General features: G+C 60.0%; 16 protein-coding genes and 1 pseudogene. 14 read left to right on the forward strand and 3 right to left on the reverse strand.

Annotated features, from left to right (window positions below; genetic code table 11):
- Window positions 1–62 precede the first annotated feature (62 nt).
- The 9 genes from OOT33_RS16335 (at window position 63) to istB (ending at window position 7679) form a co-directional block, all read left to right on the forward strand.
- Window positions 63–1346, forward strand: a complete 1284-nt coding sequence (locus tag OOT33_RS16335) for a Rieske 2Fe-2S domain-containing protein (protein WP_225900033.1) — start codon at window positions 63–65, stop codon at window positions 1344–1346.
- Entirely contained in the window at window positions 1346–2209 is an 864-nt protein-coding gene (gene nadC, locus OOT33_RS16340) for a carboxylating nicotinate-nucleotide diphosphorylase (protein ID WP_017184792.1), read from the forward strand. Before OOT33_RS16335 ends, nadC begins: the two co-directional genes overlap by 1 nt.
- Before the next feature lie 80 nt (window positions 2210–2289).
- Entirely contained in the window at window positions 2290–2604 is a 315-nt protein-coding gene (locus tag OOT33_RS16345) for a 2Fe-2S iron-sulfur cluster-binding protein (RefSeq protein ID WP_037478039.1), read from the forward strand.
- A 106-nt stretch (window positions 2605–2710) separates the two neighbouring features.
- The gene (locus tag OOT33_RS16350) at window positions 2711–3943 is read left to right on the forward strand and encodes an NAD(P)/FAD-dependent oxidoreductase (RefSeq protein WP_017184790.1); all 1233 of its coding nucleotides are present in this window, start codon (window positions 2711–2713) and stop codon (window positions 3941–3943) included.
- Window positions 3944–4178: 235 nt separating this feature from the next.
- Entirely contained in the window at window positions 4179–4463 is a 285-nt protein-coding gene (locus tag OOT33_RS16355) for a hypothetical protein (protein ID WP_230461513.1), read from the forward strand.
- Between the two features lie 10 nt (window positions 4464–4473).
- Window positions 4474–4872, forward strand: coding sequence for a hypothetical protein (locus tag OOT33_RS16360; RefSeq protein ID WP_225900034.1), 399 nt, complete (start codon window positions 4474–4476; stop codon window positions 4870–4872).
- Between the two features lie 139 nt (window positions 4873–5011).
- Window positions 5012–5281: a hypothetical protein gene (locus OOT33_RS16365; RefSeq protein ID WP_017184787.1), complete on the forward strand. Its 270-nt coding sequence runs from the start codon at window positions 5012–5014 to the stop codon at window positions 5279–5281.
- Between the two features lie 168 nt (window positions 5282–5449).
- Complete coding sequence (gene istA, locus OOT33_RS16370) at window positions 5450–6964, forward strand: IS21 family transposase (protein WP_041378971.1); 1515 nt, start codon at window positions 5450–5452, stop codon at window positions 6962–6964.
- Window positions 6951–7679, forward strand: a complete 729-nt coding sequence (istB, locus tag OOT33_RS16375) for an IS21-like element helper ATPase IstB (RefSeq protein WP_011950403.1) — start codon at window positions 6951–6953, stop codon at window positions 7677–7679. The genes istA and istB overlap by 14 nt, the downstream gene beginning before the upstream one ends.
- A 131-nt stretch (window positions 7680–7810) precedes the next feature.
- Here istB and OOT33_RS16380 read toward each other — a convergent pair.
- Window positions 7811–9100 (reverse strand): annotated as a pseudogene (locus OOT33_RS16380) (hypothetical protein); the annotation flags it as partial.
- Between the two features lie 110 nt (window positions 9101–9210).
- On the opposite strand from OOT33_RS16380, the gene OOT33_RS16385 reads away from it, so the two are divergent.
- The gene (locus OOT33_RS16385) at window positions 9211–10176 is read left to right on the forward strand and encodes a lytic transglycosylase domain-containing protein (protein WP_037515329.1); all 966 of its coding nucleotides are present in this window, start codon (window positions 9211–9213) and stop codon (window positions 10174–10176) included.
- 38 nt (window positions 10177–10214) lie between these two features.
- On the opposite strand, the gene OOT33_RS16390 is transcribed toward OOT33_RS16385, so the two are convergent.
- Both OOT33_RS16390 and OOT33_RS16395 read right to left on the reverse strand, forming a co-directional pair.
- Window positions 10215–10709, reverse strand: a complete 495-nt coding sequence (locus OOT33_RS16390; RefSeq protein ID WP_017184784.1) for a hypothetical protein — start codon at window positions 10707–10709, stop codon at window positions 10215–10217.
- Between the two features lie 151 nt (window positions 10710–10860).
- Window positions 10861–11301, reverse strand: a complete 441-nt coding sequence (locus tag OOT33_RS16395) for a hypothetical protein (protein ID WP_242496067.1) — start codon at window positions 11299–11301, stop codon at window positions 10861–10863.
- A gap of 369 nt (window positions 11302–11670) precedes the next feature.
- Here OOT33_RS16395 and OOT33_RS16400 point away from each other — a divergent pair, with 369 nt between their 5' ends.
- From OOT33_RS16400 to OOT33_RS16415, 4 genes are read left to right on the forward strand one after another with little or no spacing between them, the layout of a single operon-like run.
- Window positions 11671–11991 (forward strand): TrbC/VirB2 family protein, encoded by a 321-nt coding sequence (locus tag OOT33_RS16400; protein ID WP_017184782.1) that lies wholly within the window; start codon window positions 11671–11673, stop codon window positions 11989–11991.
- Window positions 11992–12050: 59 nt separating this feature from the next.
- A complete protein-coding gene (gene traL / locus OOT33_RS16405; RefSeq protein ID WP_017184781.1) occupies window positions 12051–12341 on the forward strand; it encodes a type IV conjugative transfer system protein TraL in 291 nt (96 codons plus the stop codon).
- Window position 12342: 1 nt separating this feature from the next.
- Window positions 12343–12924 (forward strand): type IV conjugative transfer system protein TraE, encoded by a 582-nt coding sequence (locus OOT33_RS16410; protein WP_017184780.1) that lies wholly within the window; start codon window positions 12343–12345, stop codon window positions 12922–12924.
- Window positions 12921–13757, forward strand: a complete 837-nt coding sequence (locus tag OOT33_RS16415) for a type-F conjugative transfer system secretin TraK (protein WP_017184779.1) — start codon at window positions 12921–12923, stop codon at window positions 13755–13757. The genes OOT33_RS16410 and OOT33_RS16415 overlap by 4 nt, the downstream gene beginning before the upstream one ends.
- The last annotated feature ends 2 nt before the right edge of the window (window positions 13758–13759 follow it).

Raw genomic sequence — 13759 nt, forward strand, 5'->3', positions numbered from 1 at the left:
GAGGGTAGCTAATGACTCCGGAACAAAATGATCTGCTTTGCCGTGTGGAGGGCGAGGCCCCAATGGGGAAGCTGATGCGGCAGCACTGGTTGCCCGCCTGCATGATCGAGGACGTCGCCGAGCCAGACGGCACGCCGTTGCGTGTTCGCTTGCTGGGTGAGAACATGGTCGTGTTCCGCAATACGGAGGGGCGCATCGGTGCGCTCGACGAGCTGTGCCCGCACCGGCGCGCTTCCCTTGCCTTCGGTCGCAACGAGGAATGCGGCCTGCGTTGCCTTTATCATGGCTGGAAATTCGATGTGGACGGCAATGCCGTCGACATGTCTTCCGAGCCGGTCGATGCAAAGCTACGCGGCACGATGAAGACCAAGGCATATCCGGTGGTAGAATCTGCTGGTTTCGTCTGGGTGTGGATGGGTGACCCGGAAAATGTCATCCCTTTCAGCCCGCCGAACTGGTCGGCCGCGCCGGCTGAGAAGATCAGCATCGTGAAAATGCATGGCGGCTGCAACTGGGCGCAGGTTCTCGAAGGGTCGATCGATTCGGCGCACAGTTCGAGCCTGCATTCATCGAACATGCCGACGGCCACCGAAGTAAGCGGCTCGACGGCTACGGACACCGCGTGGCTTCGCCCGTCGGCCGACAAGGCGCCCAAGATTGAAGTGCAGAAAACGCCGTTCGGCTTTCGTTATGCTGCTATCCGCAAGCCGATCATCGATGCGGACAAGCAGGACTATGTACGCATGACTCTGTTCCAGGCTCCGTTCACGGTGCACATCCCGTCCAACGACCAATATCATCTGTCACAGATGCTGGTTCCGATCGACGATGTGAACACCATGTTCTATTGGATCGCCTGGCATCCGACGAAGGGCATCAGTCAGGATGCCTGGCGCAAGTTCTGCGGGGCGGAGATTGGCAAGGACGTCGAGCCCGTTACCTTCAAAAAGCGGCGCAACGCCGAAAACAACTATCTGCAGGACCGGGCCCTGATGAAAGCCGGCGACTTTACCGGCATCTACGGCATTCCCTGTCAGGACATGGCGATGTGGGAATCGATGGGGCCGATCGCCGACCGCAGCGAGGATCTGCTCGGCTCGAGCGACAAGGCGATCTTCACCTTCCGCACCCAGATGTATCGCGCCGCCCAGGCTGTTCAGAAAGGCGAGCCGGCACTGGGTGCTGTAGAACCGCGCGTGCCACTGGCGAAGCTCATGTCGTTCGAGGGCATGGTCCCCAAGGGCGATGACTGGCGGCTGATCAACGTCTCCGAGGAGGAGAGGCGCTTGACCGGCGTCTTCGCCGACAAGGAAGAAGTTGAAGATCTGGCGGACGCGGTTTCCTGATGCGTGAGTCGGATTTGATCGCGGGCCTGGATCAGCAACAACTCGACAACTTCGTCGATTATGTTCTGAGTGAGGATCTGGGGAGCGGAGACGTCACGAGCCGTGTGTCAGTCCCCGCCAGCGCGCGCTTTTCCGCCGTTCTGGCTGCCCGGCAACCGATAGTGGTTGCCGGGCTCCAGCTGGCAGCCGCGTTTTTCGGTAAGCTCGACCCCGAGGTCGCTATCGAATTCCTGGTGCAGGATGGGGACAATGTTGCCGCTGGGCAGCCCCTCATGCGAATTGCGGGAAGCGCGCAGCTCATGCTCGCGGCCGAGAGGTCCGCTCTCAATACGCTCCAGCACCTGACCGGCATCGCGACGGTGACGCGATCTTATGCCGAAGCGATCGCCGGTACGGATTGCGTCCTTCTCGATACGCGCAAGACAATTCCCGGTCTTCGGGCGATCGAGAAATATGCCGCCAAGGTGGGCGGGGCGCGGAATCATCGCATGCGTCTGGATGACGGTATCCTGATCAAGGACAACCACATCGCCGCCGCTGGCAGCATTGTCGAAGCGGTCAAGGCTGCGAAAGCCGCCAATACCGGGCTGGAAGTCCAGGTCGAGGTTGACGGGATCGAACAAATCGAGCCTGCGCTGATGGCGGGGGCGGATCGTCTGCTTTGCGACAACATGTCTCCTGCCAAGCTCAAAGAGGCCGTCGCCCTTGTCGGCGGCCGCGTCCCCATCGAAGCGTCAGGCGGCGTGCGGCTCGATACGATTAGGGAAATCGCGTCGACTGGCGTCGATTTTGTATCAGTCGGGCGCATCACCCAAAGTGCTCCCGCGGCCGATATCGGATTGGACTACGCGCTTTCCCCATGAGCCTTGCGCGCCAAGGCGGCGTGGAGGTTTTTCAGTCGATAGCAGACTGCCAAAAAGCATATTTGGAAATTAGAGGACTAATGGAGATTACCGTTACAACGCGCACTGGCGAGCGCGTGACCGTCACACCGAATGGCGCAACCACGTTACTGGAAGCGATCCGCGACGCAGGCATCGACGAGTTGCTTGCATTGTGCGGAGGGTGTTGCTCCTGCGCAACCTGCCATATCCAGGTCGATGAAGCGTTTCTCGATCGCTTGCCACCCATGAGTACGGATGAGGACGATCTTCTGGACTCGTCCGAGCACCGTTGCTCAAGATCTCGGTTATCCTGTCAGTTGACTATCTCTGATGCTCTGGACGGACTTTGCATCACGATTGCGCCGGAAGATTGAGGGCACTTGAGTTCGCAAAGAGAGCTCAATCAGGCTCTTGCCGTTAACCGACGGCGTGACAAGCAAAGCACGGCTTATGTAATCCTGTAAGGAAGCTATCTATCCCATGAGCGAGCGGTACGATGTTCTTATTGTTGGGGCCGGGCATGGGGGAGCTCAAGCCGCGCTCGCGCTGCGCCAGCATAAATATGCGGGAAGTGTGGCACTGCTGGGAGATGAGCCAGATCCGCCATATGAACGCCCGCCGCTCTCCAAGGAATATTTCTCAGGCGAAAAGAGCTTCGAAAGAATTCTCATTCGACCTCAGGCAATCTGGGCCGAGCGCGATATCGAGTTGCAGCTCCTGCGACGGGTTGTGGCCGTCGATCCGGCGGAGCAAAATGTTGTGCTCTCCGACGGAAGCCGCATTGGCTATGGCAAGCTGATCTGGGCAACTGGCGGTGCGCCTCGTCGCTTGAGCTGTTCGGGAAGCGATCTCATGGGTGTCCACAACGTCCGCACTCGTGCTGACGCTGACCGCATGCTGGCCGAGACGCCGAAAGTGCAGAATGTCGTGGTGATCGGTGGCGGGTATATCGGCCTCGAGGCGGCTGCGGTACTCGCCAAGCTCGGCAAGCAAGTGACGGTGCTGGAAGCGATGGATCGTGTGCTGGCAAGGGTCGCTGGTGAACCGCTTTCTCGTTTTTATGAGGCTGAACATCGGGCGCATGGCGTTGAGATCCATTTGAACGCCAAAATGGATTGCCTGATTGGACATGATGGATGGGTAACGGGTGTCCGGATGTCTGACGGCTCGGTCTTACCCGCAGACATGGTTGTCGTCGGCATCGGGATCGTTCCGGCCGTAGAGCCATTGATCGCGGCGGGTGCGGCAAGCGGGAACGGGGTAGAAGTCGATGAATTCTGTCAGACTTCGTTGCCGAACATTTACGCGATCGGCGATTGCGCGATCCATGCCAACCCCTTTGCTGGCGGTCAGCGGATCCGGTTGGAGTCAGTTCAGAACGCCAATGACCAGGCCATAACGGCCGCCAGGCATATTGCTGGTGACGCCGCGCCGTACCACGCCGTTCCCTGGTTCTGGTCGAACCAATATGATCTCAAGCTCCAGACTATCGGGCTTAGCTTGGGATACGATGAAGTCGTCGTGCGGGGCCAGAGCGCAGCGCGCAGCTTCACGCTCGTATATCTTAGCAAGGGTAAGGTGCTGGCCCTTGACTGCGTCAACTCTGTGAAGGACTATGTTCAGGGTAAGGCACTCGTTATCACGCAGGCCACTCCTGATAAATCTGTACTTGCAAACCCTGAGATTCCTATCAAGTCACTTTTGGTGAGTTGATAGAACTGTTGTTATAATAACAATTCTGATAAATTTCTGAGTATATACAAAATTAACTGAAACTTTCTCTTTACACATGTGAAGGTTTTTCTTGTATTTTCTAGAATCAGTTTGGCAGTACATAGACATAGTTGATATGTATTTTTGATTTCGGGTGGCCGGAATTGCATGTTTTGCGACGAAAAGGCAGGTCGTGCCTGCCCGTACTGATTTGCCGCTTACGATGGATAGCATCATGCACGCCTCCGTCCTTATCATCCTGCATGAGGGTCATAAGATGCTCCAGGTCCACGCAAGCGAGGCGGCTTCCTGGAAGGCACTCCTGGGTTTTGTAGAGCAGCAATGGCAGGCCCGCTTCGGTTCGCTTTTGCCACCTCTGGACGAAACGAAGCGGATTGAGGCGTTTTTCAAGGATGAGGGGGATTACCTGATCGGCAAGGTGGACGTATCGGAAATCCGGCAACAAATCGAAGACCAAGACAGCAACGTTCCCGATGCCGGGGAGCAGGTCCGTATTTGAGTGCCTCATATTGGGCGACAGCATCGGGCTGGGGACCGCACGCGCCATCAACGCGAAATATGCCCCCCAGTGCGATGTGCTAGCGGCCGAGCGTGTGCATGCACATCAGATACTTGGATGGCGTTTCCCAACGAAGAAGTACGGCGCATGCGTCTTTTCGGTCGGATCCAACGACGATGCAAGGTCTGATCTCGCCGCCAGGCTGACGAGTATCCGTATCCGGACCATCTGCCATCGGGTCATTTGGCTTCTTCCTTACAGTCGTCAACATGCCTACATTGTGAACTCGGTCGCTGCGACCTATGCTGATGAGACGATCGATCTGCTGCGCTTTCCGACGCGGGATCGGATACACCCGACGCGCTACGACCTCGTAGCGCGGGTACTACTGCGGTCGGACCCGGACTGACGCGCACGCATCTTCTGCATCGCGTTGCAACGCCGACCTTTGGCATCTGTGCATCTCAGATGAGGCAAGTTCCAATTTTGCGGTACCTGATACTCCGATTAGCCTTTGTGCACGATTATCGGCTATACAGGTTGCTGAGATGCGATATCTGACGGCGATCGAACTGGCGAACTGGATGGCGCTTTATGTCGCTGCCGGTTCGTGCTGCGTGATCGCCATGGCGCTCTCCTGCGCGACGACAATGGTGGAAGTGGTTCGCGAGCGCGGCTGGTCCAGCGTCAATTCCCTTCGGTCCGCCATCCTGTTTGTCCCGAAAATATGGTGGCGCTGGCAAAAGCTGTACCTGACTTCCATGCCTGTGACGCTCGGCATCGTCATTCTCTTCGCCACATCGATGCGCTGGAGCTAGGCGCCCGCCGCGCGACGGACGATAGCGCCGATGCGGCCCGTTTCCACATCCGCCGGTGTGGATCGGCGTGCAAAAAGGACCCCGTTAGCGGGGTGATCGGCGTCTAAAAGGGACCCCTCATTTCGATGGTTTAAGCAGCCGGCTGGATTTTCAGGCGGCGAGATCGGGATGTTGATTTTGGAGACAGTGGTTCGGATTCGGCGCGAGTATGCCGGCGGCAAGGCGATCAAGGCGATCGCGCGGGATTTGCATGTGTCGCGGAAGGTGATCCGCAAGGCGATCCGGGCGCCGGAAGGCGCATTCGACTATCAGCGCAAGGTTCAGCCACTGCCTAGGATCGGGCCGTTTCAGGATCGCCTGAACACACTGCTGGAAGAGAACGAGGTGCGCGGCAGGCGCGAGCGACTGCGGATGACGCGGATACATGATCTGCTGGAGCGCGAAGGTTTTGAGGGTTCCTACGATGCCGTTCGGCGCTACGCGGCGCGCTGGAAGGCCGACCGGCGCAAGGATGCCGGCGATGGTGTCACCGCCTTCATCCCGCTGATGTTCAAGCCGGGCGAGGCCTACCAGTTCGACTGGAGCCATGAGGATGTGGAGATCGCCGGCAAGCCGATGCGCGTGAAGGTTGCGCATATGCGGCTGTGTGCATCGCGGGCGGTCTATGTCCGGGCCTATCCGCGCGAGAGTCAGGAGATGCTGTTCGACGCGCATGCGCGCGGCTTTGCTTTCTTCGGCGGCGTGCCGGGCCGCGGCATCTACGATAATATGAAGACGGCGGTGACGAGCGTGTTCACGGGGAAGGAGCGGGTCTTCAACCGGCGGTTCCTGATCATGACCGACCATTATATGGTCGAGCCCACCGCCTGCTCGCCGGCGGCGGGATGGGAGAAGGGCCAGGTCGAGAACCAGGTGCAGACGATCCGGGGCCGCTTCTTCCAACCCCGGTTGCGGTTCGCCAGCCTCGACGAGCTCAATGGCTGGCTGGAGGCCGAGTGCCAGCGCTGGGCGGAACGACAGGCACACCCGGAACAGGGCGAGCTGACCGTGGCGCAGGCGCTGGAGATCGAGCGATCGGCACTGCAGCCGATGCTGGGACCGTTCGACGGCTTTAACGAGAGCGAGCATGCGGTGACGGGCACCTGCCTGATCAGCTTCGATCGCAACCGCTACTCGGTTCTCTCGACGGTGGCGCGGCGGACGGTGCAGGTCCGGGCCTATGCCGACCGCATTGTCGTGCGCTGCGGCGAGGAGGTTGTCGCCGAGCATCCCCGCTACTTCGGGCGCAACCGCACGATCTATGACCCCTGGCATTATCTGCCGGTACTGGCCCGCAAGCCCGGAGCGCTGCGGAACGGCGCGCCCTTCCAGGACTGGGATCTGCCGCCGGCGCTGGCGCGCCTGCGCCGCAAGCTTGGCAATGGCGACGATGCCGACCGCCGGTTCGTCCGTGTGCTGTCGGCCGTGCTGACCGATGGTCTGGAGCCGGTCGAAGCGGCCGTCCGCGAGGCATTGGCGACCGGCACGGCGAGCGACGACCTGATCCTCAACATCCTGGCGCGGCGCCGCGAACCGCCGCGACCGCTCACCATCATCACCTCCGAAGACAGCGCCTTGCGCCATCCGCCGATCGCCGACTGCGCCCGTTACGACCAGCTGAGGACCTTCGATGCAGCGGCATGACATGATCGAGGCGATGCGCGGGCTTGGGCTCAAGGGCATGGCGGGCGCGTTCGACGATGCGGTCACCACCGGCCTTCAGCGCCAGCGCACCACGATGGAGATACTGACCGACCTTCTGCGCGCGGAAGCAACACATCGCCATGCTGCCTCGATCCGATACCGGATGGCGGCCGCCCGGCTGCCGGTCGTGAAGGATATCGATGCGTTCCGGTTCGAGGGCACGCCGATCAACGAGGGGCTGGTGCGTTCGCTGCACAGTGGCGCGTTCCTGCCCGCTCGGCGCAACATCGTCCTGGTCGGCGGCACGGGCACCGGCAAAACCCACCTGGCCATCGCCATCGCCGCCAATGTCGTTCGCTCGGGTGCGCGAGGCCGCTACTTCAACACCGTCGATCTGGTGACCCGCCTCGAAGAGGAGGCCAGGATCGGCAAGAGCGGCGCTCTCGCCGCCCAGCTATCCCGCCTCGACCTGATCGTGCTCGACGAACTGGGATATCTGCCGTTCGCCCGCTCGGGCGGCCAGTTGCTGTTCCACCTGATCAGCAAGCTCTACGAGCAGACCAGCGTCATCATCACCACCAACCTCGCGTTCGGCGAATGGCCCACCGTGTTCGGCGATCCCAAGATGACCACCGCGCTCCTTGATCGCGTCACCCACCATTGCGACATCGTCGAGACCGGCAATGACAGCTGGCGCTTCAAAAACCGCAGCTGATCGCCCCCACCGACCTCCGATTAAAAGATGCTTTGCGCTGCGCGCGCCTCCGGTCGGGCTCCGCCCTCCCTACGCCGCGCGCAGCGCAAAGGCGCGTGTCCGATCAACCTTGCGCCATCGTGAAAGGGGGTCCCTTTTGCGCGCCGATAGGGGGTCCCGTTTGCACGCCGATTGACATCCGCCGGTGATACACACACGAGTGGACCAATTTGCGCCATGCGCGGATGAGTGACAGCTTTTGCGGCTAGATACGTCTCATCAGTTGATCCCATGGCTTCCACGATGATCGACCTGATCTCGCCGGTTTCGCGAGAGCGCAGTTCCAGGATGAAGTCAGGCCGGCAGGCGCCGATCGGCGTAAGTGTGTCGAAAACCGGTTTCTCAATGGTGAGGTCGATTCCGATGCGATCGAACGTCCATTGGAGTTTGATCAATTCGCGGAGCACTGCGCGTTCAAATTCGGAATCTACCGGAACGAAGCGTTTCCCTGAGAAAATAGGCTGGGCGTAGGCACGGAGCGGCGCATACCCATGGGCTTCAGGATATTCCCCAGCAACGACGATCGTCAGGTAAGGCCCCTTGATCTGGTTTCCACGGATCGACGGCGATTGGACGCGATTGGCGAGGACAACCGGATCGCTTCCCGGCACATATATGGTGGAGCCGCGGACATCCTGAGCAAATAGGGCCAGGAACGCCTGCGGAGCATGGCCGCGGGGCCAGCCTCGGGCAAGTTCACGCAGACGCGCGTACATGCGTCGGCTGTGTAGCGCCTGAGCATGCGTCCAGAACGCGCGACCCAGTTCAATGCCTGGCGCGATTTCGACTTTTCCGGCCGCAACGGAGAGCACGCGGAATTCGGTTTTGATGGAACGCTCGGCCGTATCGAACGATGGAGGCAGGCAACGATTCAAGCCGGAAAGAGCAAGAAGCCGCCAAAGCAACCGCGCCAGGCGCGGGATCGATGCCTGACGGGTACGATCATCGGTGCTGTCCTCCTCGGGACGTTGGGCAAGCTTCTCGGGCGCGGGGCGCAGAACCTCGAAATAGCCGGCGGGCGGTTCCGCAGGGCTTTCCTGTGTCCACACTTCGGTGATGCGGTTTGTTGCCTGTTCGCGGAAAAACGGGCAATCGGGTTGATGCTCGGGCCGATCAGTGCTCGTAAGACGCCGCAGGTAGTAGGTTTCAGCTTCCGAGAGGAAGGCGGGAGTCAGGATGGGCGGCGGTTCACCTGGCGGCAAGCAGTCACAGGCGATCCACTTTTCGCCGATGCGCGCTTGCTGGACGAGCATGATCCCCGCTTCTTCATCGGCCCGGGCACCTTGGCCGATGTACCAGCGAACCAGGGCATTCCGAACGGCCTCTGGAAGAGGAATTCGGCCCTTTCCGCAGCCATTGCTGTATCGCGCGATCAGCCACATTTCGCTCTCGCAAGAGCTGTGCGGCCGGCCGTCAGAGTGTCTCGGGGCGGATTGACAAGATGGACTCGGCTGGCGTCCATTTTCCTCGGTTCAAGAATGGGGAGGTCGTCATGCGTGCTTTTTTCTTGGGTGTCGCCACCGTCGGCCTGATCTGTTCCGTCGAAGCGCCCGCCGTCTCGAGGCCTGAACACGCGGTCCGAAGCGTCCAGCTCATCGCGATGGGCGCCCCGGTGAAGCAAGACGTCGCGGCGCCGGCTGCGCCAGTTCGGGATCTGCCAGATGCGACACTGTTGCCGCCGGTTGGGGACTTTCGGGTGCATGACCTCAGTCGGCAATGGGTGGAATTCCAGATGGCGAACAATTTCATGGACACAAATCCCCGGTCGGCGCCTGCCGATGCCGAAGATCCGTTCGCCCATGTGGGCGTCGCGCAGTTGGGCGCGATGGCGGTCGAAGCACAGCTCCCGCCTGCATCCAGCGTGCCTGTCCCGCTCTGGATGCGAGGCGGCGCCATGTTCGCGTCGGCGGCTTATCATTATGTGCCTGGCTGCTCTTCGCCGGGTTACCGGCCGACCGGATTTCTGACGTCCGATGCCGAGATGCGCCGGGCTAGTTACTACGACATGATGAGCAACATCGCATGCCAATATGGCATTCCGGTTGGCCTGTTCGATGCCATGATCATCCGGGAAAGCCGGTATCGGCCCGACGCTTTCTCGCGCAAGAACGCATTCGGGCTCACACAGTTGATGCCCGACACGGCAGTTGCACTGGGCGTCAACCGTTACAGCATCAATGAGAACCTGCGCGGGGGCGCGAAATATCTGCGCCAGCAGCTCGACCGTTTCGGCCACTATCATCTCGCGCTCGCCGCCTACAATGCAGGACCGGGGCGGATTCGGAATGGCCTGGTCCCGCAGATCCCTGAAACGCAAGCCTATGTGGACAATGTTCTGCTCAACTGGTCGCGATTGAGCGGGATCGGGCGCCAGGCGACAATCATTTCGACGACAGCCGGCCCTAACACGCAGCTGCGCCCAACAATCGGAAGGAAGGCGTCCGTCTCGACATTCTAGCCGCATGGTTTGCTGATCCATGTCCACGAACAGTTCGGCTAGAGGTCGAAATCGTCGCCATGGGTGAGGCGATTTCTGCGCTCATGAATAGCTTGGACCTCCTCGGTCACCTTCTTGATCAATGCGTTTTGGAGCGACGGGCTCCAGGCCAGCCTGATCTCGGTTCCATCGAAGCCACCCAATTCCTCGAGCACATCAATCATTCGCTCAGGCGCGCGCACGCATATGTCGCAGAGCATGAAGACAGCCGTCGAATAACATTTCTGATAATATTCATCGAGACCTTTGAAGGTTTTCAGGCACACATATGCGTGCACTAGATTCATGCCGAGCGCGTGCAATATTGTTTCAAATTCAGGAAGCGTCATGGTGACGCGTTTTTCGGGCTTGCTGTGCAGCAAAACGCCCAGCCTCGATTTGCTGATACCGGTCAGGTGGGCGAGTTTGCGTTGAGTTGCTTTCTTGCAAGCCATCGCCCGCAGGATCAGAGGCACATAGTCCCTCTGCAGCTCGTCGCCTTGGGCGAGCTCCACAACTTACGCCCCTAACTTGGCAAGAGATGTCATATCGATCCCCCAATGCCGTTCGGATGGGGAAGACAATCATAGCAGAAAAGCCAATGCAAGCGTGGTTTCGACCAGATTTGTCCGAACCGAAAGGCTAACGCATTGGTGACCGCGCTTGTTAGTGCCGGGACCCCTTGAATGGGCCGGTCTCGCGAGGTTGATCGAACTCGTCCAACTGGAGCTTGGAAATCACGCGAGCTGCCCGCTGCTCGACTATATAGTTGAATAAAAGGGCAGAAAGAGCGTCCCCAACAGAAATGTTGGTTTCGAGTCTTGTTTCGAGCAATTCTTTTATTCTCTCAAGATTTTTGGCACTCGTCTCCGTAATCTCTAAATGGATCTGAATGCTTCCGCCTGTAGGGACAGCCACCAGATGGCGCTTTAGGTTCTCCGCATCCTCATCATCTATCTTTTCTATTCCTGGAACGCGGCTGTTCACGAGATTTTCGAGCGTCTGATAGCACTTAGTACTATTAGAATGAAGGCGAAGGCTCTCAGTCGTGAGATGAAAGAAGCGTTCGGAGATATCCAGTGTAAAGTCTCGTGAGTCAGCGCCCATAGTGCCCACGTCCTGAACTGCCCTCATCCATTAGAGCCCGATCGATGGTCGGTTGCCTTGCCGGGATTATGAACAGGCAATGGTTAATATCTGACGAGTCTTGCGCCGCGAATCTACCGCGAATGAAGCCTGTCCGCAATTGCAGGGCATAACGCCCCGTCAACCCGGCCAATTTGCCCCATATGACGGGGCAGGATGCCCTGATCACCGGGACACGGTGCCCCATTTTCATCACCGACATCGAACATGATCGAAAATTTTCCCGATTCGGGAGGGGGCTGATCCCATACGTCGTTGCGGTGCGGCGATGTGATTGGCCAGCTTTGTTTGGGCGCGGTTCCGTCGCGTCTCCAATCGAAGGAAATCCACATGCAGTCTGTCCTCCAAAAGAGCGGACACGCGGAGCTGGCGATCCTCGCCCTCGCCGTACTCCTGTTCGCTTTTCTCTTCTTCGCCGGTCCCGCCTTCGCCGGCGCCGACACGACGTTCAACACCGCGCTCACTAAGTTCACCGACTTCCTCGAGGGATCCGGCGGCAAGATCATCACGGTGCTCAGCCTCGCCGGCGGCGTGGTCGCCCTCGCTTCGGGTCGCTTCTCGATGGGGCAGATCGCGATCCCGGTCGGCGTCGGCGTCGGTGCCGGAACCGGCGTGCCGATCGTCACGTCCACCGTGACCGCGACGATCTGAACCGATCCCAGGCCTGTGCGGAGTAGCAGCTCCGCCCAGGTCCAGGAGGGGGTGGTGCAATGGCCGCAGACAAGTACGTCATTCCAACTCATCTCGACGATCCCGAGCTGATCGGGCTGTGGACGCTGGATGAGTTCCTGGCGATGGTTATCCCATTCGTCTGGGGGATCCTGTCTCAGCACATCCTTATCGGCATGCTTCTTTCGGGGGCGGGCTGGTGGGGTCTCAGAAAAGCTAAGGCAGGCCGGGCGACGTCCTGGCTGCTTCACCTGGCCTATTGGCATCTTCCGGCCGGCTTCACCGGCCTGAGAGCCACGCCACCCTCATATCTTCGACTGATGGCGGGGTGATATGGAACTTTCCTACAGCCATACGAACAGCCAGCGGATCCTGCGCCAGCGCAACATTCTGGCCGTCGCCGCGGTGGCGCTCGCCGTGATCACCCTGCTGCTCTGCACGGTCAGCCTGTCGCGCGACCGCGAGGTGGTGCTGCAACCAGTGCTGCGTTCTCCGCTGACGGTCAGCTCTGCCGGCGTCAGCCGCGAATATCTGGAGATGATCACGCGCGACACGGTCGTGCTGACGCTCGATCGCAGCCCGCAGAACCTCGAATACTGGATGAATGCGGTGCTCGACATTGCGAGCCCGCGCACGCAGGGCAAGATCAAGGCCGACCTGCTCAAGATCGTCAGCGAGCAGCGCGGCTCCTCGATCTCGCAGTTCTTCACCATCCAGAAGATGGAGATCGACACCAGGAACCTCCGCTCGGAGGTGACCGGCGAACTGCACACGATCGTCGGCAACAAGGTCATCTCCAGCGAGAACCGCACCTTCCGCTACGACTGGGAATATTCCGGCCTGTCGCTGAAGCTGGTGGGCTTCGGGATGGTGAAGACCGGCTCCGCGAAAGACCAACAGGGGAGCTCATCATGATGCCGGTCTATGCTATCGGGAGTGCCGCGCTCGGCACTGCCTTCCTCTCGCGCGTGACTTGCCACGCGAGCCGCTTCATCGGCGCAAGCCTCGTCGCCCTGGCGGTCTTCCTCATCGCCGAGCCGGCCTTCGCCGATCAGACGATCATGGCGAGCGACAGCGCGCAGGTTGATTGCACCGCGTCGGCCAAGGATCTGACCCGCATCAGCCTCGTCGAGGACGAGTTCGCGAGCGTGTCGAAGATCTCGACCGGCAATCCGCAGGACGACTTCTCGGTCGTCAACGAGCCGGTCCGCGGTGACATCTACCTGTCTGTGCCAGACGGGTTTGGCCGACCCGCGCTTTCCTTCTTCGCGACCAGCAAGCGCGGCTACGTCTACAAGTTCGTGTGCCGGATCAGCGGGGACCAGGCCGCCCAGGTCTTTGTTTCGAACCCTGCGATCGCCAACGAAAAGGCGGCCGAGAATGGTCCCGCCAATCAGCTGGGACCCCAGGATGCCGCCGTCGAGCTTGTCCAGGCCATGTATTCGAATGCCGTCGCCGATGGCTACGAGATGCGCCAGCGCACCCTGCGCCCCGTCTATGTTGGCACTCTCAAGGTCCAGATGATCGCCGAATATCGGGGTTCCGAGCTGACCGGCCGGGTGCTTCGGATCGAGAACAAGGGTGACCAGAGCGTCGAGCTTACCACAAGCATGGTCGCTCCTTCGAGCGCGCTCGCCGTCTCGATCGCCGACACCAAGCTCGCACCGGGCAAGGTCACCACGGCCTACCTCGTCTCGCAAAATGGTCCGAGCCCCTTGGCTGGCCAAAATACTCCTACGGGAAGGTGAGG

The organism is Sphingobium sp. DEHP117, assembly GCF_030867385.1.
In the GTDB taxonomy this organism is placed as follows: Bacteria; Pseudomonadota; Alphaproteobacteria; order Sphingomonadales; family Sphingomonadaceae; genus Sphingobium.

Bases quoted from the DNA above. Each gene is read 5' to 3' on its own strand.
- OOT33_RS16345 (WP_037478039.1), top strand. From the start codon at position 2,290: ATGGAGATTACCGTTACAACGCGCACTGGCGAGCGCGTGACCGTCACA.
- OOT33_RS16415 (WP_017184779.1), top strand. From the start codon at position 12,921: ATGATGCCGGTCTATGCTATCGGGAGTGCCGCGCTCGGCACTGCCTTC.
- istA (WP_041378971.1), top strand. From the start codon at position 5,450: ATGTTGATTTTGGAGACAGTGGTTCGGATTCGGCGCGAGTATGCCGGC.
- OOT33_RS16385 (WP_037515329.1), top strand. From the start codon at position 9,211: ATGCGTGCTTTTTTCTTGGGTGTCGCCACCGTCGGCCTGATCTGTTCC.
- OOT33_RS16365 (WP_017184787.1), top strand. From the start codon at position 5,012: ATGCGATATCTGACGGCGATCGAACTGGCGAACTGGATGGCGCTTTAT.
- OOT33_RS16355 (WP_230461513.1), top strand. From the start codon at position 4,179: ATGCACGCCTCCGTCCTTATCATCCTGCATGAGGGTCATAAGATGCTC.
- OOT33_RS16395 (WP_242496067.1), bottom strand. From the start codon at position 11,301: ATGGGCGCTGACTCACGAGACTTTACACTGGATATCTCCGAACGCTTC.
- traL (WP_017184781.1), top strand. From the start codon at position 12,051: ATGGCCGCAGACAAGTACGTCATTCCAACTCATCTCGACGATCCCGAG.
- OOT33_RS16410 (WP_017184780.1), top strand. From the start codon at position 12,343: ATGGAACTTTCCTACAGCCATACGAACAGCCAGCGGATCCTGCGCCAG.
- OOT33_RS16350 (WP_017184790.1), top strand. From the start codon at position 2,711: ATGAGCGAGCGGTACGATGTTCTTATTGTTGGGGCCGGGCATGGGGGA.
- OOT33_RS16400 (WP_017184782.1), top strand. From the start codon at position 11,671: ATGCAGTCTGTCCTCCAAAAGAGCGGACACGCGGAGCTGGCGATCCTC.
- OOT33_RS16335 (WP_225900033.1), top strand. From the start codon at position 63: ATGGGGAAGCTGATGCGGCAGCACTGGTTGCCCGCCTGCATGATCGAG.
- nadC (WP_017184792.1), top strand. From the start codon at position 1,346: ATGCGTGAGTCGGATTTGATCGCGGGCCTGGATCAGCAACAACTCGAC.
- istB (WP_011950403.1), top strand. From the start codon at position 6,951: ATGCAGCGGCATGACATGATCGAGGCGATGCGCGGGCTTGGGCTCAAG.